Consider the following 23,485-nt stretch of genomic DNA (forward strand, 5'->3'; position numbering starts at 1 on the left):
CCAGGGAGAAACGCGTGAGCAATGACCAGCGGGGCATCACCGAGGACCAGTGGCGCCAGGCCGAGCTGATCTGGAACTACCACCAGATGCAGCACGAGCTGCGGCCCGTCGACGTGGCGATCGGTCTGGGCAGCCACGACCTCGGCGTCGCGGCCCACTCCGCCGAGCTGTACCGCTCCGGGCTCTTCCCGACCCTGGTGTTCACCGGCGGCAACAGTCCCACCACCGCCAAGGTCTTCCCGCGCGGGGAGGCCGTCCACTTCCGCGAGTACGCCATCGGCCTCGGCGTCCCCGCCGAAGCGATCCTGCTGGAACCGAACGCGGGCAACACCGGACAGAACATCACCTTCTCGCGTGAGGTCCTCGTCGCCGCAGGCATCAGGCCGACGTCGGTGCTGCTGGTCTCCAAGCCCTATATGGAAAGGCGGTCGTTCGCGACCACCCGCAAGCAGTGGCCCGACGTCGAGATCCTTTGCGCGTCGGAGCCGCTGGAGTTCGACGACTACCTGAAGTCCATCGGCGACGAGAAACTCGTCCTGGACATGCTCGTCGGCGACCTCCAGCGGGTCATCGAGTATCCAAAGCTCGGATTCGCCATCGAGCAGGAGGTCCGGGAGGACGTGCATGCAGCGTACGAGTCCCTCGTCCGCGACGGCTTCACCAGCCGCCTCATCAACCCCTGACCTGCCCGAGCCGGGCGGGTTGTGTGCCATCTACCAACCGAATCTCCTGCCCCGGCCGACCACGCCGGCCAAGTTGTTCGCGGCGGATCCGGTTGCCGATACCTCCAGCCGCGTCCTGCTGGCCTGCTGGGCTGGGAGGGCCTGGCATGACGTATCTCGACCCCGCCCCGTTCATGGTTCAGAACATCGCCGTGGCCTCGTTCCGGCCGCCCGCCACCGGCATCTGGTCGTCCGGCCGCCGCCTCAGTGCCCTGTGGGCCTTGGCCACCCTGGGCCCGGACGCCGTGGCAGCCCGCCAGCGGCAGGTCGCGGCCGTGTCATCGATGTTCCGGGGCAACAGCGAAGGGCCCGGGCGGAGTGCGCCGCCCGGGCCCTTTCGCACGTTCGTCACGGGTACGGGTAGAAGCCCCGGCCCGACTTCTTGCCCAGGAGGCCGCTCTCGACCATGCGGAGCAGGAGGGGGGGCGGGGCGTAGAGGGGCTCCTTGAACTCCTCGTACATGGCTTGGGCGATGGAGACCGTCGTGTCGAGGCCGATGAGGTCGGCCAGGCGCAGGGGGCCCATCGGGTGGGAGCAGCCCTGGGTCATGCCCTGGTCGATGGTCTCGGCCGTGGCGAGGCCCGACTCGACCATGCGGACGGCGGAGAGGAGGTAGGGGAAGAGCAGCGCGTTGACGAGGAAGCCGGCGCGGTCCGGTGAGGTGATCGGGTGCTTGCCGAGGACGTCGCGGACGAAGGTCAGGGCCCGGTCGCGGACCGTCTTGTCCGTGAGGACCGAGGGGATCACCTCGACGAGCGGCAGTGCCGGGACCGGGTTGAAGAAGTGCAGGCCGAGGACGTGCTCCGGGCGGCGGGTCGCGACGGAGAGGCGGGCGACGGGGATCGAGGAGGTGTTGGTCGCGAGGATGGCGTGCGGGTCCTCCACGATCTTGTCGAGGGTGGCGAACAGGTCGAGTTTGAGGGGCTCGTCCTCCTTGATCGCCTCGACGACCAGCTGGCGGTCGGCCAGGTCGGCGAGGTCGCGGGTGTAGGTGACCCGGGCCAGTGCGGCGTCGCGCTCGTCGGCCGTTAGCTTGCCCCGGGCGACGCCCCGGTCGAGGGAGGCGGCCAGGCGGCGCGGGCCGTTGTCCAGGGAGGCGTCGGAGAACACCGCGACGATGACGTCGAGGCCGGACTTGGCGCAGAGTTCGGCGATGCCGGTGCCCATGATGCCGCTGCCCGCGACACCCACCCTCTCGATCGTGTCGCTGCCGGTCGTCGTCGTGGTCATGGGGTCCCCCAGGTCAGTAGTGATGCTCCGATCGACATGCCGCCGCCGAACCCGGCGAGCAGCACGAGGTCGCCAGGTGCGAGGGCGCCGGTGCGGTGGGCCTCGTCGAGTGCGAGGGGCACCGAGGCGCTGCCGACGTTCCCGTACCGGATCAGGGTGCGGTGGGTCTGCGCGGCGGTGAGGCCCGCGCGCTCGACGACGTCCGTCAGCATGACGCCGTTGGCCTGGTGCGGTACGAAGTGGTCGACGGTGGCGATGTCGACACCGGCCCGGTCTGTCAGGGCGCGCAGTGCGGGCGGTACGTGTTCGGCGACGAAGTCCCGTACGCCGCGGCCGTCCATCTTGAAGTAGTGGCCGCCCTCGGCGACGGTCTCGGCCGACGCCGGGTTGCGGCTGCCGCCCGCCTCGACGCGGATCAGGTGGTGCGCGTCGCCCCGGGCGGCGAGGTCGGTGGCGATGATGCCGTACGGCGCGGGGACCGCTCCGACGACCGCGGCCCCGGCGCCGTCGGCGAAGAGGATCGCGGTCCTGTGGTCGGTGAAGTCGAGGATGCGTGAGTACACGTCCGCGCCGATCACCAGGGCGCGGGCGCCGGGGCGGACGTTCACCAGCGCGTGGGCCAGGGAGAGGGCGTAGACGAAGCCGCTGCAGACGACGTTGATGTCGAAGCAGGCGGCGCCGTAGGCGCCCAGGCCGTGCTGGACGAGGTGGGAGGTCGGTGGTTGCGGGAAGTCGCCGGTGGAGGTGGAGAGGATGATGTAGTCGATCTCCCCGGCGGACAGTCGCGCCTGTTCCAGGGCTCGTTCGGCCGCTCGGATCGCCAGGTCCGACGTCGCCTCGTGGTCCGCGGCGTAGCGCCGCGACCGTATCTGGGTCTTGCGCTCGATCCACTCCGCGGTGACGCCGACGCGCTCCGCGACCTCCTCGTTGCTCACCTCGTGCTTGGGCACGTAGGAGCCGGTGGAGAGGATGCCGATGCCGATGCCGGTGCCGATGCCGGTGCCGGTGGTCGTGGCCCCCGTCATGACAGGGCGCCTTGTGCGGTGCGGGGTGTCGCGCCCAGGCCGCGCAGCGGGTTGAGCCGCTCGGCGCCGATCCTCTCCCGCAGCGCGGGGTCGGTGACGCCGAGGCCCTCCTCGGGGGCGAGGCACAGCACGCCGACCTTGCCGATGTGCCGGTTGCGCTGGACGAGGCGGGCCGCCTCCCCGATCTCGTCGAGCGGGAAGACCTCGGAGAGGACGGGGGCGAGGTGGCCGAGGCGGAACAGGCGGTTGCACTCGGCCTGTTCCTGGAGGTTCGCGGCGTGGCTGCCGACGACCTTCTTGAGGTTCATCCACAGGTAGCGGTTGTCGAAGTGGTGGTCGTAGCCGGTGCTGGAACCGCAGGTGACGACCGTGCCGCCCTTGCGGACGACGAACACGGAGATCCCGAACGTGGCGCGTCCGACGTAGTCGAAGACGACGTGCGGGTCCTCGCCGACCTGGCGGCGGATCTCCCGGCCGAGCCGCTTGCCCAGCTCGATGGTGCGTTCCGGGGACGGTGCCTGGTCGTCGCCGAGGCCGATCTCGCTGCGGTCGATGACGATGTCGCAGCCGAGCCGGCGCAGCGCCGCGGCCTTGTGCTCGGAGCCGACGACACCGATGGGGATGCCGCCCGCGTTCTTGACCATCTGCACGGCGTAGGCGCCGAGTCCGCCGGTGGCGCCCCAGACGAGGACGATGTCGCCCTGCTTGATGCGGGCGCCGTTGTCGCTGACGAGCATCCGGTAGGAGGTGGCCGCGGTCAGCAGGACGCTCGCGGACTCCTCCCAGGTCAGGTGCGGCGGCTTGGGCAGCAGCTGGCTGGCGCGGACGATCGCGTAGTGGGCGAGGCCGCCGAAGTTCGTCTCGTAGCCCCAGATGCGCTGGCCTGTGGAGAGCATGGCGTCGTCGTGGGTGGCCGGTTCCTGGTCGTCGACCTGGACGCAGCTCGCCACCACGTGGTCCCCGGGCTTCCAGTGGCGCACGCCGGAACCGGCGCGCACGACGACACCGGCGGCGTCCGAGCCGACCACCTGGTACGGCAGGTCGTGCCGGGTGTCCCAGCCGCCCCTGCGGGCCTGGCGCTTGAGGAACTCGAAGGTCGGCACCGGTTCGAACGTCGCCGACCATACGGTGTTGTAGTTGATGGAGCTCGCCATGACGGCGACGACCACCTCGTCCGGGGCCAACTCCGGCATCGGGACCGGTCCGACGTGCAGCGACTTGCGCACGTCGGGGTCGGCGACCCCGTCGAACATGCCGATGTCGGCGGCCAGCAGATGCGCGGCCCGGTACTCCGTGGGCAGATCGTGTCGCCCGATGTCGTCGGGGCCTGCCCCGGACAGCAGGGCTTCTGTCAAAGAATCCATGATTCCCTTTCTCCTCACCCGCTGATCGGGGGCGTTGGCTGTGGTGGGGGGTGGCTGATCGGGCGTGCTGGCCGAACGGGGGTGTCAGCCGGCTGTACGGGAATGTCAGCCGGCCGAACAGGGGTGTCAGCCGGCTGTACTTGGCGTCAGAGGACCGCGCCGTCCCTGGTGCGGCGGCGCAGGCTGGGCCTGCGGGCCTGTCCCAGGTCCTTCCACATGTCCGAGAGGCCGGTGACGGTGCGGGCCGCGAACAGGCGGCGGATGGAGACTTCCTGCTTGAGTTCGGAGCGGATCAGGCCGACGAGGCGGATCGCCCGGAGCGAGTTGCCGCCCAGGTCGAAGAAGTCGTCGTCGATGCCGACCCGGTCGAGTTCGAGGACCTCGGCGAAGGCCTTGGCCAGGATGCGCTCGGTGTCGGTGCGCGGGGCACGGTAGGTGTCCTCGGCGGCGACCGGCTCGGGCAGCGCCGCGAGGTCCGTCCGCCCTGCCGCTGTCACCGGCAGCGTGTCGAGGACGGTGAAGACGGACGGCACCAGGGCCTCGGGCAGCCGGGCGGCGGCGAACCGGCGCAGGTCGTCGGCGGAGACGGTCCGGCCCGCGGCCGGAACGACGTACGCGACCAGGCGCTGCCTCCCCGACTCGTCGGGCGCGCCGAGGACGACTGAGTGGGCGAGGTCGTCGTGGCCGGACAGGACCTCCTCGATCTCGGCGGGCTCGACGCGGGTGCCGCGCACGTCGGTCCGGGCGCCCGCCCGGCCCACGTGCTCCAGGCGGTCGTCGGCGCCCCAGCGGGCACGGTCGCCGGTGCGGTACATGACGGTGCCCGCCGGTCCGAACGGGTTGGCCACGAAGCGCTCCGCGGTCGCCGCGGGCTGCCCGGCGACGCCGCGCGCGAGGCCGGGCCCGGCCACGTACAGGTCGCCGGTCACGCCGTCGGGCACCGGGGCGAGGCCGGGGCCGAGGACGAGGAGGGAGGTGTTGTCCAGGGGGCGGCCGATGGTGCCGGCGCGGCGCGCCTCCTCCCCGGCGGCCGGGCGGTCGGACGCGGCGAACAGGGTCGACGCGGTCGGGCCGTGGCCGACGACGACGCTCAGGTCCGGGCAGGCCGCGCGGACCCGGCGCAGCGCGGCGGCGGACACCCGGTCGCCGCCGGTGACGACCTCACGCAGCCCGGCCAGCGCCTCGGGGCGGTCGGCGGCGAGCGCGGAGAACCGGCCCGCGGGCAGCCACAGCGTGGTGATGCCGTGGGTGGCGCGGGCGGCGGTGAGTGCGTCGGCGTCGAGGTGCGCGCCGTCGGCCACGACCACGCGTCCGCCGTTCAGCAGCGGCACCCACAGTTCGACGGCGAGCGCGTCGGAGGCGGGCGAGGTGTGCCAGAGCACCGCGCTGTCCTCGGCGCCGCGCCACTGCTGGTCCTGCACGAAGTGCGCGAGGCCCCGGTGGGTGAGGGCGACCGCCCTGTCCGGGCCGGGGGCCGGGGAGTCGGGGAGGAGCGCCAGCAGGTGGTCCGGGTGCGGGGCGGCCCAGGCGGCCGGGGTTTCGGCGTCGGCCTCGGACGAGAACGCCTCACCGCTCGTGGCGGAGGCAGCCGCCCTCCCGGCGGCCGGGGAGTCACCATCAGTCTCGGACGGGAACGCCTCACCGCTCGTGGCGGAGGCGCCCGCCCTCCCGGCGGCCGGGGAGTCACCATCAGTCTCGGACGAGAACGCCTCACCGCTCGTGGCGGAGGCACCCGCCCTCCCGGCGGCCGGGGCGTCGTCGCCACCGGTCTCGGACAAGCGTGCGTCGGCGGCGGCGAGCGCCGTGCCCCCGTGGTCTTCGGCCAGGAGCGCTTCGACGGTGATGACCGGGGCGCCCGCACTCGCGCCCAGGCGGTCGGCCGTCGCCGTGTCGGTCAGCAGGAGGCGGGCCGGCGCGGCGGTGAGCTGTGCGGGGATGTCGTCGGCCGGGGTCGCCGGGTCGAGGGGCAGGTACGCGCCGCCCGCCTTCGCCACGCCCAGGAGGGCCGCCGCCAGGTCCGCCGAGCGCGGCAGCGCCAGCGCGACGACCGTCTCCGGTGCCACGCCCCGGCCGCGCAGGGCGCGGGCCAACTGGTCGGAGCGCGCCGCGAGTTCGGCGTAGGTGACCTCGCCCGCCGCGTCGGCCAGCGCGACCGCGTCGGGGGTGCGCTCGGCCCGGCGGGTGAAGAGGTCGGGGACCGTCAGGTCGGACAGCGGCGCCTGCATGCCCTGCGCCGCCACCCGCAGGCCGTCGCGGTCCTCGCCGCCGAGTACGTCCAGGGTGCCGACCGGCTTGTCGCCCGCGGCGAGGACGGCCCGGATGTGGGCGATCAGGTCCTCGCCGATGAAGCGGAGTTCGGCGCGGTCGTAGAGGCGGGCGGGGGCGTCGAGCCGGAGGTACAGGTCGCTGTCGGGGCTGCCGTCGGTGTAGACGCCGATGGACAGCTCCTCGAAGGTGCCGGTGGTCGCGCCGCAGTAGCGGGCGGGGCTGTCGCCGAAGGAGAGCCGCTCGACGAACTCGACGACGTTGACGACGGCGCCGTAACTGCCCCGGTCGCTCAGGGTCGTCCCGGCGGCGCGCTGGATGTCGGAGTAGTGGCAGGCGGTGTGGTCGAAGATCTCGTACGTGTCGTCGACGAGCGCGTCGGCGATGTCCGCGAAGGACGTCCCCAGGCCGACCTTGGCGTGCACGGGGACGACGTTGACGGCGAGGCCGGGGGTGCGGCTGGCGACGCCGATCCGGTTGCCGACCGCCAGCGAGAGCAGGAACTCGGGGCGCTCGCAGCGATGCCGCAGGTACACGGCCGTGGCGGCGGTGACCAGCTGCGACATCCACAGGCCGAGTTCCTGCGCGGTCTCGGTCCAGGTGTCCGCCTCGGCGCGGGGCACGGTCAGCGTGCGGGAGACCATGCCGATCGTGCCGGCCACCTCGGACCACCGGTCGGCGCTGCTGAGCGGCTCGGACAGGGCGGCGCGCCGCTCGTCGGAAAGGATGGCGCGCGGGATCCGCGCGGGGGCGGGCGCGTCCGCGAGGTAGTCGCGCCAGAAGGCGGAGTCCTCGGTGAACTTCTCGGAGGCGAGGTAGTCGGTGGCCTCGGCCGCGAACGACGCGGTGTCCCACGGGTGTTCGAGCGCGGGCACCGCCTCGCCGCGCACGAGGGCCGTGTAGACCTCGGCGAGGCGGCGGGACAGCAGGCCGCCCGCCCCGAAACCGTCGGAGATGAGGTGGTGGTAGGCGATGACAAGGAGGTGGCGGGTGGCCGACAGGGTGACGACGCCGAGCCGGAACAGCAGGTCCTGGCCGAGGTCGAAGGGCTTGCGGACCAGTTCGGCGAGGGCGTCGCGGGCGGCCTGCTCGGGGTCGGCCTCGGCACTGAGGTCCAGGGTGAAGGGGCGCCAGTCGCCCAGTTCACGGGGGACGAGGCGCAGCCCCTCGCCGTCGTCGCGGAAGGTGACGCGCAGGATCTCGGCCTCGCTCATGACGTGCAGGAACGCGGACTCCATGGCTGCCTCGTCCAGGCCACCGTCCACGTCCCACATGGTCAGCGCGTGGTTCGGCGTGTCGGGAGCCATTTCCTGCGCTCGCCACATGCCCTTGTGCGCAGAGGACGCACCGAATGAACGCACACAGATCAACCCCTAGACAAGCCTCGGAAAATCGGCCCGGAAACCGGATGAATTCGCAGATCACCCCCATGGTCGGGAGGGCGGCCCGGGCGGACAAGACAGTTCGGAAGCGGGCGGGACACCGGGCCGTGACGGCTTGCGGTGTCCCGCCGGCGGGACAGGCGGACGGGGCGCGGGGTGCGCGCCCTACGCGGCCAGCAGGGTCGTGAGGTATCCGGCGATGCGGCGCGGCGAGGGGTGCCGCAGGACCAGGTTGGGCCGCAGTTTCTGCCCGGTGGAGGCGCTCAGCCGCTTGCTGAGCTCCACCGAGAGCAGCGAGTCGAAGCCCAGCTCCTTGAACTCGCGGTCGGCCTCCACCGAGGCGCTGGAGGCGTGCCCGAGCACGACGGCGACCTTCGTGAGGACGTGGTCGAGCACGAGCTCCTCCGCCTCGTCGCCGCCGAGCGCGGCGACCCGTTCCGCGAGGGGGAGTTCGGCGTCGTCGGGCGCGGCCGGCTCGGCGTCCGGCACCTGCGCGACGGCCGCCGTGTGCGCGGAGCTGAGCCAGTAGCGGCGCCGCTGGAACGCGTAGGTCGGCAGGTCCACCCGGCGGCGGGGGCCGAACAGGGCGGCCCAGTCGACGGTGCCGCCGCGCGCGTGGAGCGTGGCCAGTGAGGTGAGCACGGACTCCACCTCGCCTCTGCCGCGCCTCGACGAGGACAGGACCAGCGCGTCGGCCGCGTCGTCGACGCCGTCGAGGATCTCCTGCACCGGCACGGTCAGCACCGGGTGCGGGCTCACCTCGACGAAGACCCGGAACCCGGCCTCGGCCAGCTGCCGCGCGGACGGCTCGAAGAGGACCTTCTCGCGCAGGTTCTCGTACCAGTAGCCGGCGTCGAGGCGCGCGGTGTCGATGACCTCGCCGTACAGCGTCGAGTAGAACGGCACCGACGACGACGTGGGACGTACGCCGGACAGGGCGTCGAGGACCTGGTCGCGGACGCGGGTCACGTAGGGGGAGTGCGAGGCGTAGTCGACCTTGATGCGGCGGGCCTGGACGCCCTCGGCGTTCATCTTCTCCACGAACTCGTCGAGCGCCCCGGGCTCTCCGGAGACGACGACCGAGGAGGGGCCGTTGACGACGGCGACGCTCACCTGGTCGCCCCAGGGCGCCACGTGCCGCTCCACCTCGTCCGCGGACGCGGCGACCGACGCCATCCCGCCGTGCCCGTTGAGGTCCACCAGGGCCTTGCTGCGCAGCGCCACGACCCGGGTGGCGTCGCGCAGGGAGAGCGCGCCGCTCACGTACGCCGCCGCGATCTCGCCCTGGCTGTGGCCGATCACCGCGGACGGTTCCACGCCCCAGGACCGCCACAGGGCCGCCGTGGAGACCATCACCGCGAACAGCGCGGGCTGCACCACGTCGACGCGGTCGTGGCCCGGGGCGCCCTCGACGCCGCGGATGACGTCGAGCAGCGACCAGTCGACCCACTCGGACAGGGCCTCGGCGCAGGCGTCGACGCTCTCCGCGAAGACCGGGAACGCCTCGTACAGCTCGCGCCCCATGCCGACCCACTGGGAGCCCTGGCCGGGGAAGACGAAGGCGACAACGCCGAGCTTGCCCGCGGTGGACTGGACGAGCGCGGGGAACTCGGCGCCCTCGCTCAACGCGCCGAGCCCGGCGAGGAATTCGTCGCGGTCGCGGCCGAGGACCACGGCCCGGTGGGGGAATTGGGACCGGCTCGACACCAGCGACCAGCCCGCTTCGGCGAGGTCCAGGGACGGATCGGCGGCGGCGAACTCCCGCAGCCGCGCCGCCTGTTGGCGCAGGGCCGCCGCGCTCTTGGCGGACAGCGTCCAGGGCACGAGGCCGCCCGGCAGGGCGGGGCCGGGGGTGGCGGCGGGCTCCTCCGAGGGCTCCGCCTCCTCCAGGACGACGTGCGCGTTGGTGCCGCTGACGCCGAACGAGGACACGCCCGCCCGGCGCGGCCCGTCGGCGCGGGCCCACTCGCGGCCCTCGGTGAGCACCTCGACGGCGCCCGATCCCCAGTCGACCTCCGACGTCGGCGCCGACACGTGCAGGGTCTTGGGCAGGTGGCCGTCGCGCAGCGCCATCACGGCCTTGATGACGCCGCCGACCCCGGCCGCGGCCTGCGCGTGCCCCATGTTCGACTTCAGGGAGCCGAGCCACAGCGGCCTGCCCTCGGCGCGCCCCTGCCCGTAGGTGGCGAGCAGGGCGCCCGCCTCGATGGGGTCGCCGAGCCGGGTGCCGGTGCCGTGCGCCTCGACGAGGTCCACGTCGGCGGGGTCGACGCCCGCGTTGGCCAGGGCCGTGCGGATGACCTTCTCCTGGGCGCGGCCGTTGGGGGCGGTCAGGCCGTTGCTGGCGCCGTCCTGGTTGACGGCGCTGCCGCGGACTACGGCGAGGACGGGGTGGCCGTTGCGGCGGGCGTCGGAGAGCCGTTCGAGGAGGAGGACGCCGGCGCCCTCCGCCCAGCCGGTGCCGTCGGCGCCGTCGGCGAACGCCTTGCAGCGGCCGTCGGCGGACAGGGCGCGCTGGCGGGAGAACTCGACGAACATCGCGGGCGTCGCCATCACCAGCGCACCGCCCGCGAGGGCGAGCGAGCACTCGCCGGAGCGCAGCGACTGCACCGCCATGTGCAGCGACACAAGGGACGACGAGCACGCCGTGTCCAGGGAGACCGAGGGCCCGGTGAGGCCCAGTTCGTACGAGACCCGGCCGGAGGCCACGCTCAGGGCGGAGCCGTAGAGCAGGTAGCCCTCCAGGTCCTTCTGGCCGCCCTCCAGGAAGCGCCACCCGTACTCGGAGGAGCTGACGCCGGTGAAGACGCCGACGTCGCTTCCCCGTACGTCGGCGGGGACGATGCCCGCCCGCTCGAACGCCTCCCAGGACGTCTCCAGGAGCAGCCGGTGGTGGGGGTCGACGGCGAGCGCCTCGCGCGGGCTGATGTTGAAGAACTCGGCGTCGAACCCGGCGACGTCGGTGAGGAAGCCGCCCTGGCGGGTGTAGGCCTTGCCGGTGGCGTCGGGGTCCGCGTCGTACACGTCGCGCCAGCCGCGGTCGTCGGGGAAGTCGCCGACGAGGTCGCGGCCCTCGCGGACCGCCTCCCACAGCTCCTCGGGCGAGGCCACGCCGCCCGGGTAGCGGCAGGCCATGGAGACGATCGCGATCGGTTCGCCGCGGCCTGCCTTGAGGTCGTCGTTCTCGCGGCGGAGCCGGTCGCGCTCCTCAAGGAGCGTGCGCAGCGCGCGCTGGACCCGGTCCGCGCCGTCCGCCGTGCGATCGGTCGAGTCGGTCATGCCGTTCACCTTTTCTCGTCCAGGGCCAGGTCGATCAGGGAGTCCAGGTCGAGGCCGGACAGCGCGTCGGCGTCGGCGTCGGCGGGCTCGCCGGCGTCGGGGCCCTCGGAGCCCTCGACCGCTCCGGCCAGGGCGAGGACCGGTTCGAGCAGGCCCGCGGCGCGCAGCCGCTCGATCGGTACGGTGCGCAGGGCCTCGCGGACGCGCGCCTCCTCGGCCTCGTCCGCCTGAGGGGCGGCGCTCTCCTCCTCGCCCCCGGGGCGCAGCAGGCCGTAGAGGTGCTCGCCCAGTTCGCGCGGGGTCGGGTAGCTGAAGACGAGGGTGGACGGCAGGCGCAGGCCGGTCTCGGCCGCCAGCAGGTTGCAGAGCTCGACGGCGGTCAGCGAGTCGAAGCCGAGCTGGGTGAAGGCCTGGTCGGCGTCGACGCCCGCGCCCGAGCTGTGCCCGAGGACGACGGCGGCCTGTTCGCGGATGCGGTCGAGGACGGCCTCGCGCGCCTGCGGCGCGGGCAGGGCGGCCAGCCGGTCGACGAGCCCCGCCGGGGAGCCGGAGGGGGCGGCGGCGGTCGTGGCGCGGCGGGGGCGGGCCTGTTCGACGAGGTCGCGCAGGAGCGGCGGCACCTCGTCGGCGGGCCTGCCGCGCAGCGCGGCGAGGTCGATGCGGGCGGGCACGAGGACGGCCTTGTTCTCGGCGACCGCCGCGTCGAACAGGGCGAGGGCCTCGGCGGTCGGCATCGCGGCGATGCCCGCGCGGCGCAGCCGGGACAGGTCGGCGCGGTGCAGTTCGCCGGTCATGCCGCTGCTCTCCTCCCACCAGCCCCAGCACAGGGAGGTGGCGGGCAGGCCCTCGGCCCTGCGCCGGGTGGCGAGGCCGTCGAGGAAGGTGTTGGCGGCGGCGTAGTTGGCCTGTCCCGCGTTGCCGGTCTGGCCGGCGAAGGCGGAGAACTCGACGAACGCCGACAGGGGCCGCTCGCGGGTCAGTTCGTGCAGGTGGTGGGCGCCGCCCGCCTTGGCGTCGAGGACGTGGTCGACGCTCTTGGCGGTCAGCGACTCCACGGTGCCGTCGGCGAGGGCGCCCGCAGCGTGCACGACGGCGGTCAGCGGGGCGCGGCCCGGCAGGTCCGCGAGGAGCGCGGCGACGGCGTCGCGGTCTGCGACGTCGCAGGCCACGGCCTGTACGTGCGCGCCTTCGGCCTCCAGCTCGGCGATCAGCTCGGGCACACCCTCGGCGGCCGGTCCGCTGCGGCTGGCGAGGACGAGGCTGCGTACGCCGTGTCCGGTGACGAGGTGGCGGGCGACGAGGGAGCCCACTCCCCCGGTGCCGCCGGTGACGAGCACGGTGCCGCCGCCGAAGGCGTCGCCCATCTGAAGGACGAGCTTGCCGATGTGGCGGCCCTGACTCATCTCACGGAACGTGCGGCGGGCGTCGCGGACGTCGGTCAGGGAGATCGGGCCGAGATGGATCCGGCCCGCCGTGAAGAGGTCCATGACGGCCCGGAACATCTCCTGGAGCGCGTCGGGACCGGCCTCCCAGAGGTCGAACGCCTCGTAGTGGACGCCCGGGTGGGCGGCGGCCACCGTCGCGGGCTCGCGGATGTCCGTCTTGCCCATCTCGGCGAAGTGCCCGCCGCGCGGCAGCAGGGTCAGCGAGGCGTCGACGAACTCGTGGGCCAGGGAGTTCAGGACGACGTCCACGCCCTGGCCGTCGGTGGCGCGCAGGAACTTGGCCGCGAACTCCAGGTCGCGGGAGGACGCCAGGTGCTCGTCGTCGATGCCGAGGGCGCGCAGCGCGGGCCACTTGGCCTCGCTGGCGGTGGCGTAGATCTCGGCGCCGACGTGCTTCGCCAGTTGGACGGCGGCCATGCCGACGCCGCCCGCCGCCGCGTGGATGAGGACGCGCTGCCCCTTCTTCAGGCGGCCCACGCGGAGCAGCCCGTGGTAGGCGGTGAGGAACGTGCAGGGGACGGCGGCGGCCTCGGCGAAGCTCCAGCCGTCGGGCACGGGCACGAGCATGCGCCGGTCGGCGACGGCGGTGCGGCCGAAGGCGCCGGTGAAGATGCCGGTGACGCGGTCGCCGGGGGCGAGGTCGGTGACGTCGTCGGCGACGTCCAGGACCGTCCCCGCGCCCTCGCTGCCGAGCCCGGCGTCGATGGCGGTCCTGCCGATGAGGCCGAGGGCGAGGGTGACGTCGCGGAAGTTGAGCCCGGCGGCCTGGACGGCGATGCGGACCTCGCCGCTCGCCAGGGGGGTGTCGACCTCGGGGCAGGGCACCCAGGTCAGGTTCTCGACGGTGCCCTTGGTCGGGATGCCGAGGCGGTGGGGTCCTGCGGGCGGCTCCGGGACGCGGTGCTCGTCGGACGCGGCGGCGGCGAGCCGCGGTACCGCCAACTTGCCCTCGCGCACGGCCAGTTGAGGCTCGTCGACGGTGAGCACGTCCGCGACCGACGCCCAGGAGGCGTCGGCGTCGTCGAGGTCGACGAGGCGGAACCGGCCCGGGTGCTCGCTCTGCGCCGAGCGGACCAGGCCCCACACGGACGCGCCGGGCAGCGACTCGACCGGCTCCCCCGCGCCCGCGCCGACGGCCAGGCGGGTGAGGACCACAAGGGCGGTCCCGGCGAGGCGCTCGTCGGCGAGGAACTGCTGGAGCAGTGCGAGGACGCTCTTGTCGGCGTCGCGGGTGGCGGCGAGCGGGTCGGCCGCCGCGCTCCCGGCGAGGAGGTCGTCCAGGCACAGGGCGATGTGCGCGGGCGGCTCCTCGCCGGCCAGGAGGGCGTCGAGGGAGGCGTGCGCGGTGAGGTCGCCGCCTTGCGCCGCGCGCAGCCGGTCTGCCTGGCCGCCCGGCGTGCCGAGGACGGCGAACGGCACAGGTTCAGCCTGCGGCGCGGTCTCCGTCAGCGGACGCCACCGCACCTCGTACAGCGGCTGCCGTCCGGCGCCGCGCGCGGAGTGCACCTGCTGCGCGCTCGCCGGGCGGAACGCCAGCGCGCCGATCGCGGCGATGTGGCGGCCGTGCTCGTCGGCGACGGTCAGCGCCACCGTCTCCTCGCCCGCCGCCGTGAGGCGGACCCGCACGGTCGCGGCGCCGGGTCCGGCCGTCTCCACGCCGGACCAGGAGAACGGCATCACGCTCCGCTCGCCGCTCACCTCCACCAGGCCACCGGCGATCGCCGCGTGCAGCACGGTGTCGAGGAGGGCGGGGTGCAGCGCGAAGTTCTCGGCGGCGACGCCGTCGGCGGTGTCCGGCAGGGTGGCCAGGGCGAACAGCTCGTCGCCCCGGCGCCACACCTCGCGCAGGCCGCGGAAGCCGGGGCCGTAGTCGAAGCCCGCGTCGGCGAACGTGTCGTAGAGGGCGCCGATCTCGACCGGGCGGGCACCGGCGGGCGGCCAGGAGGCCAAGGCGCGCGCGGTGTCGGTGTGTCCGGGGTCCTGTGCTCCGGCGGGCAGCACCGTGCCCATCGCGTGCCGGGTCCAGCCGTTTTGCTGCTCCTCGTCGGCGAGGCGCGAGTGGATGTCCAGGGTGCGGCGTCCGTCGTCGTCCGCCGCGCCGATGACGACGCGGATCCGCACGTCGCCGGAGTCCGGCAGGATCAGCGGTACTTCCAGGGTGAGCTGTTCCACCGCGCCGCATCCGGCGTGGGCGGCGGCCGACAGCGCGAGGTCGAGATGGGCGGTGGCGGGGACGACGACGGCGCCGAAGGCGGCGTGGTCGGCGAGCCAGCCGTGGGTGCGCAGCGACCACGAGGCGGTGAGGACCGTCTCGCCGCTGCCGGGGAGGTCCACGACGGCGCCGAGCAGCGGGTGCCCCGGCGCGGTCAGTCCGGCGGAGGCGACGTCGGCCGTCCGCGTGGCGGCCAGGAAGTCCAGCCAGTAGCGCTGGTGCTGGAACGCGTACGTCGGCAGGTCGACCAGGCGGCGGGTGCCGAACAGGGCGGCCCAGTCGACGGTGACGCCGTGCACGTGCAGGCCGCCGAGTGCGGCGAGCAGCGCCTGGGGGCCGGGGCGGCCCTTGCGCGACGCCGACAGGACCACGGTGTCGTGCGCGCCCTGCGCGGCGAACGTCTCCTTGGTGATGCTCGCGAGCGTCGCGCCCGGGCCGACCTCGAAGAAGACGCCCGCACCGGCGGCGCGGGCCGCCTCCACGGCCTCATGGAAGCGCACGGGCTCGCGCACGTGGTCCACCCAGTACCGGGCGGAGGTCAGCTCCTGGGCGGTGGCCGCGCGGCCGAGGCGGGTCGAGACGATCGGGACCGTCATCGCGCGGTCCGCGGGCAGTTCCCCGAGGGCGTCGGCGAACGCGGCCAGGATCGGGTCCATGAGCGGCGAGTGGAAGGCATGGTCGACCGGGAGGAGCTTCGCCGAGACGCCGTCGGCGACGAGGAGGTCGCGGAGCGCGTGGACCTGCTCGCGCAGGCCCGACACCACCACGGACTCGGGGCCGTTGACGGCGGCGACGCCGACCCGGTCGTACGCGTCGAGCAGCGCCTCCACCCGCTCCCGCGAGGCGCGTACGGCCAGCATGGCGCCCTGCTCGGTGACCGTCTGCATCGTGCGGCCGCGCGCGGCCACGAGCCGGGCGGCGGTGTCGAGGTCGAGGACCCCGGACACGTGGGCCGCGGCGATCTCGCCGACGGAGTGGCCGATCAGGTGGTCGGGGCGCGGGCCGTACGCGGTGATCAGCCGGTACAGGGCGACCTGGAGGGCGAACAGGGCGGCCTGCGCCATGTCCGTACGCTCGCGCCGGACGTCCTCTCCGACCCAGTCGGCGTCGCCCTCCTCGGCGAGCAGCAGCGCTTTGAGGGGGAACGGCAGGTGGGCGTCGAGGCGTGCGCAGGTCTCGTCGAGGCTCCGGGCGAACACCGGGTAGCTGGCGTACAGCTCCCGGGCCACGCCCGTCCACTGCGTGCCCTGGCCGGGGAACAGGAAGACCGTGGAGCCGGGTTCGCCGACGGTGCCGTGGACCACGGCAGGTGACTCCTCGCCCTCGCTCAGCGCGGTGAGGGCGGTCAGCAGCTCGTCCCGGTCGCGGCCGACGACGACGGCGCGGTGTTCGAACGGGGTCCGGCTCGACACCAGCGACCAGCCCAGGTCGGTGAGGTCCTGGCCGGTGCCGGCGGCGGCGAAGTCGCGCAGCTTGCGGGCCTGCGCCTCCAGGGCGCGGCGCGAGCGCGCCGAGAGCACCCACGGCACCGCGTCACCACCGTGGTACGGGGCTGCCTCCGCGCCGGACGGCTGTGCGTCCTCCTGCGCGGGGGCCTGCTCGAGGATGACGTGGGCGTTGGTGCCGCTGACGCCGAACGCGGAGACGGCGGCGCGGCGCGGCCGGTCCTCGGGGGTGGTCCAGTCGCGGGCCTCGGTCAGCAGCTCGACCGCGCCCGCCTCCCAGTCGACGTGCGAGGAGGGGCGGTCCACGTGCAGCGTCCTCGGCAGCACGCCGTGGCGCATCGCCATGACCATCTTGATGACGCCGCCGACGCCCGCCGCGGCCTGCGTGTGCCCGGTGTTCGACTTCAGCGAGCCGAGCCACAGCGGGTCGCCGCCCTCGCGCTCCTGGCCATAGGTGGCGAGGAGCGCGCCCGCCTCGATGGGGTCGCCGAGCTTGGTGCCGGTGCCGTGCGCCTCCACCGCGTCCACGTCGCCCGCCTGGAGCCGGGCGTCGGCGAGCGCGGCGCGGATGACGCGCTGCTGGGCGGGGCCGCTCGGGGCGGTCAGACCGTTGGAGGCGCCGTCCTGGTTGACGGCGCTGCCCCGGATCACCGCCCACACCTGGTGGCCGTTGCGGCGCGCGTCCGAGAGCCGCTCCAGGACCAGGACGCCGACGCCCTCGGAGAAGCCGGTGCCGTCCGCCGCGTCGGCGAACGCCCGGCACCGGCCGTCCTCCGACAGGCCGCGCAGGGTCGACATCTCCCGGAACACCTGCGGCGTCCCCATGACGGTGACGCCGCCGGCCAGCGCGAGACCGCACTCGCCCTGCCGCAGCGAGCGCACCGCCTGATGCACCGTCACCAGCGAGGAGGAGCACGCGGTGTCCGTCGACACGGACGGGCCCTGCAGGCCCAGCGCGTACGAGACCCGGCCGGACGCCACGCTCAGCAGCGCGCCGGTCTGGGCGTAGCCCGCGATGGCGTCGGGGGTTTCGAAGTGGTTCCCGTATCCGAAGTAGGCGATGCCCGCGAAGACGCCGGTGTCGCTGCCCTGCAAGGACTGCGGGTCGATCTTCGCGCGCTCCAGGGCCTCCCACGAGGTCTCCAGGAGCAGCCGGTGCTGCGGGTCGGCGGAGAGCGCCTCGCGCGGGCTGAGCCCGAAGAACTCGGCGTCGAAGTCGCCCGCGTCGTAGAGGAATCCGCCCGATTGCGTGGCGGAGCCGGCGCGCAGCTCGGCCAGGTCCCAGCCCCGGTCGTCGGGGAAGTCCGAGACGACGTCCGCGCCGTCCCGCACCAGCTCCCACAGGTTTTCGGGGGAGCTGACCCCGCCCGGGTAGCGGCAGGCGACGCCCACGATCGCGATCGGCTCGGCGGCGGCGTCGGTCAGCTCCTGCAGCCGCTTGCGCGTCTCCAGGAGTTCGATGGACGTCCGCTTGAGGTAGTCGAGAACCTCGGCATTGTTGTCGTTTGTCATGGCTCTCCCCTAGCCGAGCTCTTTGTCCAGCAGCGCGAGAAGGTCTCCCGCGGACGCCGCACTGATCTGGTCGGCGACGGTGGTGGGCGCTTGATCGCCCGCCAGCGAACGAACGCGGCCCTGCAACTCGCCGAGCAGCGTGGAAATGGTGGTGCGCTCGTCCTGGGCGAGCCGGGCGAACGCGTCCTCGAGCCGGGCGCCGAGCCCTTCGATCTCCTTGACCAGGTGCTCCGCCGGAACCGGTGCGCCCGCGCCGGTGTCAGCGGCGGCGTCCGGACGCCGGATCAGGCGCTCGGCCAGGAGTTCGGCCACGGCGGCCGGGTTCGGGTGGTCGAAGACGAGCGTGGCGGGCAGTTTCAGGCCGGTCGCCGCGGTCAGCTTCTTGCGCAGTTCGAGCGCGGTGAGCGAGTCGACGCCGAGCTTCCTGAACGGCTCGGTGGCGCTGACGCGCGCGGCCTCCGCGTGGCCGAGGACGAGCGCGGTCTGGGTGCGGACAATCTCCAGGAGCGCCGCGTGGGCCTCCTCCGGCGACAGCGCCGCCAGCTGCTCGGCGAGCGCGGCGCCGGTGGGCTTCGCGTCGGCCGTGGAGCCGGGCGCGGCGGTCGGGGCGGGGGCCAGGGCGCGCAGCAGCGGCGAGGCCAGCTCGTCGAGCGCCGTGAGGTCGAGGCGGACCGGCACCACGACCGGGTCGCCCGCCGTGAGCGCCGCGTCGAAGAGCGCGAGCCCCTCCGCCGAGGCCAGCGGGCGCATGCCCTGGCGCCGCATCCGGGCGATGTCCGCGTCGCCGAGGTCGGCGCTCATCTCGCTGCGCTCGGCCCAGAAGCCCCAGCACATCGAGGTGGCGGACAGCCCTTCGGCGCGGCGGGCCTGGGCGAGTCCGTTGAGGAAGGCGTTGGCCGCCGCGTAGTTGGCCTGGCCCGCGGTGCCGAGCACGCTCGCGATCGAGGAGAACAGGACGAACGCGGTGAGACCGAGGTCCTTCGTCAGCTCGTGCAGGTGCCAGGCGCCGCGCACCTTCGGGGCGAGGACCGCGTCCACGCGCTCCTCGGTCAGCGCCTCGACCACGCCGTCGTCGAGCATGCCCGCGCAGTGCACCACCGCCGTCAGCGGGTGTTCGCGGGGCACGGCGGCGAGGAGTCCGGCCACGGCGTCGCGGTCGGTCATGTCGCAGGCCACGATCTCGACCGTGGCCCCGGCCGCTGTCAGCTCCTCGCGCAGCGCCGCCGCCGCGGGGGCGTCGGGGCCGCGCCTGCTGCCGAGCACGAGGCTGCGGACGCCGTGGCGTGCGACGAGGTGCCGGGCGAGCATGGCGCCGAGGCCGCTGGTGCCGCCGGTGATCAGGACGGAGCCGGCCGCGAGCTCGGGCGCGTGGTCCGCGGGGTGTGCGGCGGCGCGTTCGAGGCGCGGGGCGCTCAGGGCGCCGGAGCCGATCCTGAGCTGGGCCTCCCCGGTGGCGGCGGCGGCCGGGACGAGGGCCCGTGAGGCGTCGCGCCCGTCGGTGTCGATGAGGGTGAACCGGCCCGGGTTCTCGGTCTGGGCGGACCGTACGAAGCCCCAGACCGCGGCGGCGGCGGGGTCGGGGCCGTGGCCGGTGGTGTCGTCGTGGAAGGCGTTCTCGGTGACGAGGGCGAGGCGCGAGCCGGCGAACCGCTCGTCGGTCAGCCAGCGCCGGGTCCAGCGCAGCACGTCGTGGAGCGTGCGCTCGACGGTGCCGGGGACGTCGCCGCCGAGCGGCCCTTCGCCCGCGAGCGCGCTGTCGACGTAGGCGAGGACGACCGGGGGCAGTTCGCCGTCGGCGGCGAGTGCGTCGAGTTCCGGGGAGTCCAGGACCGCGTACCCGCCCTCGGGCCCGCCGTCCGGGGTCGGCACGGCGGCCCAGTCGACGCGGAACAGCGAGTCCTGCCGGTCGAAGCTCAGCTCGGTCAGCCGTGCCACGTCGGCCGGGGCCAGGGTCAGCTCCTCGATGGAGCCGACCGGTGCTCCGTCCTGGTCCGCGAGCGTCACCGACAGGGCGTGTCCGCCCGCCGGGGCGAGGCGTACGCGGAGCGCGGACGCCCGCCCGGGGCCGATGCGCAGTCCGGTGCAGCGCTGCGGCAGCCAGCCGCCGGGGTGGCCGGGCTCGACGAAGCCGCCGAGCCCGAGCGGCAGGAGGGCGGCGTGCAGGAGCGCCGGGTGGAGCCGGAACCGGTTCTGGTCCGCACCGTGCGCCTCGTCCAGTCCGACCTCGGCGTACAGGGTCTCGCCGCGCCGCCACACCTGCTTCAGGCCGCGCAGCAGCGGGCCGTGGGTGGTGCCGAGGGCGGCGAGCCGGGTGTACTCGTCCTCGAAAGGCACGGGGTCCGCGCCCGGCGGCGGCCACGCGGTGAGGCTCTCGGGGGTGGTGGCGGGGGCGTTCAGCACGGTGCCGACGGCGTTGCGGGTCCACGCGCTCTCGCCCTCGGCGCGCGAGTGCACGGTGAGGGTGTGCTCGGCGTCGACGGCGACGCGCAGGTCGCGGTCGGCGGTGCCGGAGAGCACCAGGGGCGTCTCCAGGGTGAGTGCGCCGACGGTGTCGCGGCCGGTGCGGTGCGCGGCCCAGGCGGCCAGTTCCGCGAGGACGCCCGCGGGCAGGACGGCGGCGCCGTGGACGAGCTGTTCACCGAGCCACGGGTGGCGTTCCAGGGAGAGGCGTCCGCTGCCGACGACGCCGCCGGACCCGTCAGGGCCTTCGCCGGGCAGGTCGATCACGGCGTCGAGGAGCGGATGGTCGGAGGTGCGGGCGGCGGTGGTCTCCTCGGGGGTGTCGATCCAGTAGCGCCGCCGCTCGAAGGGGTAGGTGGGCAGGGCGACCGGCTCGGCCTGGCCGCTGCCGCGCGGGGCGAACACCTCCCGCCACGCCACGTCCAGGCCCGCCACGAAGGCCTCGGCGGCGGACTCGTGGAGGCGGGCGAGGCCGCCCGCGTCGCGGCGCAGCGTGCCGACCGCGAGGCCCGTGGCGCCGGGCGTCTCGTCGTACATCTCCTGGATGTTCATGACGAGCAGCGGGTGCGGGCCGACCTCGACGGCGACGCTGTCGCGCTCGCGCTCGACCAGGCGGCCCATGGCGGTGCCGAACTGGACCGGTTCGCGCAAATTGCGGTACCAGTAGCCGGCGTCGAGCGCGGCGGGGTCGATCACGTCACCGGTCACGGTCGAGTAGATCGTCACCGGTGTCGGGTGCGGGGTGATCCGGCCGAGTTCCCGCTGGAGGACGCCGTCGAAGCGGTCCATGAGCGGCGAGTGGCCGGGGACGCTGGACTTGATCGCGCGGGCGCGGACGCCTTCGGCCTGGCAGGCCGCGACCACTTCCGCGACCGCCTCGTTCTCGCCCGAGACCGTCGTCGCGTTCGGCCCGTTGACCGCGGCGATCCCGATCCGGTCCTCCTTGCCGGCGAGCATCTCCCGCACCTTCTGCTGCGGCAGCAGGATCCCGGCCATGGCGCCCTGTCCGGTGACGGTGGCGAGGAGCCGGGAGCGCAGGGCCACGATCTTCGCGGCGTCCTGGAGGGTGAGGGCGCCCGCGATCTGGGCGGCGGCGATCTCGCCCTGGGAGTGGCCGATCACCACGTCCGGGGTCACGCCGAGCGAGCGCCACACCTGGGCGAGGGAGACCATCACGGCGAAGAGGGCGGGCTGGACGACGTCGATGTCGGCGAGGTCGGCCGCGTCGGGCCCGCCGATGACGGTGTCGATCAGCGGCCAGGAGATCCACGGCTCCAACGCGTCGGCGCAGGCGCGCAGTTGACCGGCGAACACCGGTGACGTCTCGTACAGCTCCCGGCCCATCGCGAGCCACTGGCCGCCCTGGCCGGGGAAGACGAAGACCGTCTTGCCGACGGGCCGGGCGACACCGGAGACGGCGGCGGCAGCGGGTTCGTCGCCCGCGGCGACGGCGGCGAGCGCGGCGAGCAGTCCCTCGCGGCCTGCGCCGATGACGACCTGGCGGTGGTCGAAGCGCGAGCGGGTCGTCACCAGGGCGTGGCCCACGGCGGCGGCGGACACGTCCGGGGCCGCGGCGAGGGCGTGGTGCAGCCGTTCCGCCTGCCGGCGCAGCGCCTGTTCGGAGCGGGCGGAAAGGACCCAGGGCACGGACGGGCCGCAGTCGGCGAGGGGCTGCGAGGAGTCGTCGACGGGGGCCTGTTCGAGGATGACGTGGGCGTTGGTGCCGCTGATGCCGAATCCGGAGACGCCCGCGCGGCGCGGCCGGTCCTCGGGGGTGGTCCAGTCGCGGGCCTCGGTCAGCAGCTCGACCGCCCCGGCCTCCCAGTCGACGTGCGAGGAGGGACGGTCCACGTGCAGCGTCCTCGGCAGCACGCCGTGGCGCATCGCCATGATCATCTTGATCAGGCCGCCGACGCCCGCGGCGGCCTGCGTGTGGCCGAGGTTGGACTTCAGGGAGCCGAGCCACAGCGGGTCGCGGCCCTCCCGCTCCTGGCCGTAGGTGGCGAGCAGCGCCTCGGCCTCGATGGGGTCGCCGAGCCGGGTGCCGGTGCCGTGCGCCTCGACGGCGTCCACGTCGCCGACGCCCAGGCCCGCGTCGGCGAGGGCGGCGCGGATGACGCGCTGCTGCGCCAGGCCGTTCGGCGCGCTCAGGCCGTTGGAGGCGCCGTCCTGGTTGACGGCGCTGCCCCGGATCACCGCCCACACCTGGTGGCCGTTGCGGCGCGCGTCCGAGAGCCGCTCCAGGACGAGGACGCCCGCGCCCTCGGAGAAGCCGGTGCCGTCGGCCGCGTCGGCGAACGCCTTGCAGCGGCCGTCCTGCGACAGGCCGCGCTGCCGGGCGAGTTCCACGAACATGCCGGGGGTCGGCAGCACCGAGACGCCGCCCGCGAGCGCCATCGTGCACTCGCCGGAGCGCAGCGACCGTACGGCCTGGTGGACGGCGACGAGCGAGGCCGAGCAGGCGGTGTCCGTCGACACGGCCGGGCCGTGCAGGCCCAGGGTGTAGGCGACCCGGCCGGACGCGGCGCTGAGGTAGGTGCCGGTGAGCCGGAAGCCCTCCACCTCACCGCCCGCGCCGCCGCCGAGCCGCGGACCGTAGTCGACGTCGTACAGGCCGGTGAAGACGCCGGTGTTGCTGGCGCGCAGGGTCTCCGGGTCGATGCCCGCGCGCTCCAGCGCCTCCCACGAGGTCTCCAGCATGAGCCGCTGCTGCGGGTCCATGGCCAGCGCCTCGCGGGGGCTGATGCCGAAGAAGGACGCGTCGAAGTCGGCGAGGTCCGCCAGGAATCCGCCGGAGCGCGTGTACGTCTTCCCCGCCGCCTCGGGGTCCGGGTCGTAGAGCCCCTCCAAGTCCCAGCCGCGGTCGGACGGGAAGTCGCCCATCGCGTCCACGCCGCCGGCGACGAGGTCCCAGAGCGCTTCGGGGGAGGTCGCGCCGCCCGGGAAGCGGCATCCGACGCCGACGACGGCGATGGGCTCGCGCGCGGACTCCTCCAGCTCGCGCACCCGCTCGCGCAGCTCCTGCGCGTCGCCGACCGCACGTCGCAAGTAGGACCGGAGCTTGTCGACTTCCTCCACCAGGGCCTCCCTCAACGGAACAAGTTGCATGTCAAAAGGTGCGGACGCGGGCGCGCCGCTGTGAGC

General features: G+C 74.3%; 8 protein-coding genes. 1 reads left to right on the forward strand and 7 read right to left on the reverse strand.

Annotated elements, in window-relative coordinates; genetic code table 11:
• The first annotated feature begins 14 nt into the window (after positions 1 to 14).
• The gene (locus N5I75_RS39320; protein WP_476685249.1) at positions 15 to 683 is read left to right on the forward strand and encodes a YdcF family protein; all 669 of its coding nucleotides are present in this window, start codon (positions 15 to 17) and stop codon (positions 681 to 683) included.
• A 387-nt stretch (positions 684 to 1,070) separates the two neighbouring features.
• Here the strand turns inward: N5I75_RS39320 and N5I75_RS39325 are convergent, their stop codons facing one another.
• The 7 genes from N5I75_RS39325 to N5I75_RS39355 all read right to left on the reverse strand — a co-directional run bounded on the left by N5I75_RS39325 (position 1,071) and on the right by N5I75_RS39355 (position 23,422).
• A complete protein-coding gene (locus N5I75_RS39325) occupies positions 1,071 to 1,952 on the reverse strand; it encodes a 3-hydroxybutyryl-CoA dehydrogenase (RefSeq protein ID WP_476685251.1) in 882 nt (293 codons plus the stop codon).
• On the reverse strand, positions 1,949 to 2,977 hold the full coding sequence (locus N5I75_RS39330; protein ID WP_476685253.1) for a 3-oxoacyl-ACP synthase III family protein: 1,029 nt from the start codon (positions 2,975 to 2,977) through the stop codon (positions 1,949 to 1,951). The genes N5I75_RS39325 and N5I75_RS39330 overlap by 4 nt, the downstream gene beginning before the upstream one ends.
• Positions 2,974 to 4,341, reverse strand: a complete 1,368-nt coding sequence (gene ccrA, locus N5I75_RS39335) for a crotonyl-CoA carboxylase/reductase (protein WP_476685254.1) — start codon at positions 4,339 to 4,341, stop codon at positions 2,974 to 2,976. Before ccrA ends, N5I75_RS39330 begins: the two co-directional genes overlap by 4 nt.
• Before the next feature lie 146 nt (positions 4,342 to 4,487).
• Positions 4,488 to 7,967 (reverse strand): non-ribosomal peptide synthetase, encoded by a 3,480-nt coding sequence (locus N5I75_RS39340; RefSeq protein WP_476685255.1) that lies wholly within the window; start codon positions 7,965 to 7,967, stop codon positions 4,488 to 4,490.
• A gap of 186 nt (positions 7,968 to 8,153) precedes the next feature.
• Positions 8,154 to 11,267, reverse strand: a complete 3,114-nt coding sequence (locus N5I75_RS39345) for a type I polyketide synthase (protein ID WP_476685256.1) — start codon at positions 11,265 to 11,267, stop codon at positions 8,154 to 8,156.
• Between the two features lie 5 nt (positions 11,268 to 11,272).
• Positions 11,273 to 17,881 carry a type I polyketide synthase gene (locus N5I75_RS39350; protein ID WP_476685257.1) on the reverse strand — a complete coding sequence of 2,203 codons (6,609 nt, stop codon included), beginning with the start codon at positions 17,879 to 17,881 and terminating at the stop codon, positions 11,273 to 11,275.
• A gap of 9 nt (positions 17,882 to 17,890) precedes the next feature.
• Positions 17,891 to 23,422, reverse strand: coding sequence for an SDR family NAD(P)-dependent oxidoreductase (locus tag N5I75_RS39355; protein WP_476685513.1), 5,532 nt, complete (start codon positions 23,420 to 23,422; stop codon positions 17,891 to 17,893).
• Positions 23,423 to 23,485: the final 63 nt, after the last annotated feature.

It is taken from the genome of Streptomyces sp. R818 (assembly GCF_056172735.1).

Coding starts and splice junctions, on each gene's coding strand:
- N5I75_RS39325 (WP_476685251.1), bottom strand. CDS start 1,952: ATGACCACGACGACGACCGGCAGCGACACGATCGAGAGGGTGGGTGTC.
- N5I75_RS39330 (WP_476685253.1), bottom strand. CDS start 2,977: ATGACGGGGGCCACGACCACCGGCACCGGCATCGGCACCGGCATCGGC.
- ccrA (WP_476685254.1), bottom strand. CDS start 4,341: ATGGATTCTTTGACAGAAGCCCTGCTGTCCGGGGCAGGCCCCGACGAC.
- N5I75_RS39345 (WP_476685256.1), bottom strand. CDS start 11,267: ATGACCGACTCGACCGATCGCACGGCGGACGGCGCGGACCGGGTCCAG.
- N5I75_RS39350 (WP_476685257.1), bottom strand. CDS start 17,881: ATGACAAACGACAACAATGCCGAGGTTCTCGACTACCTCAAGCGGACG.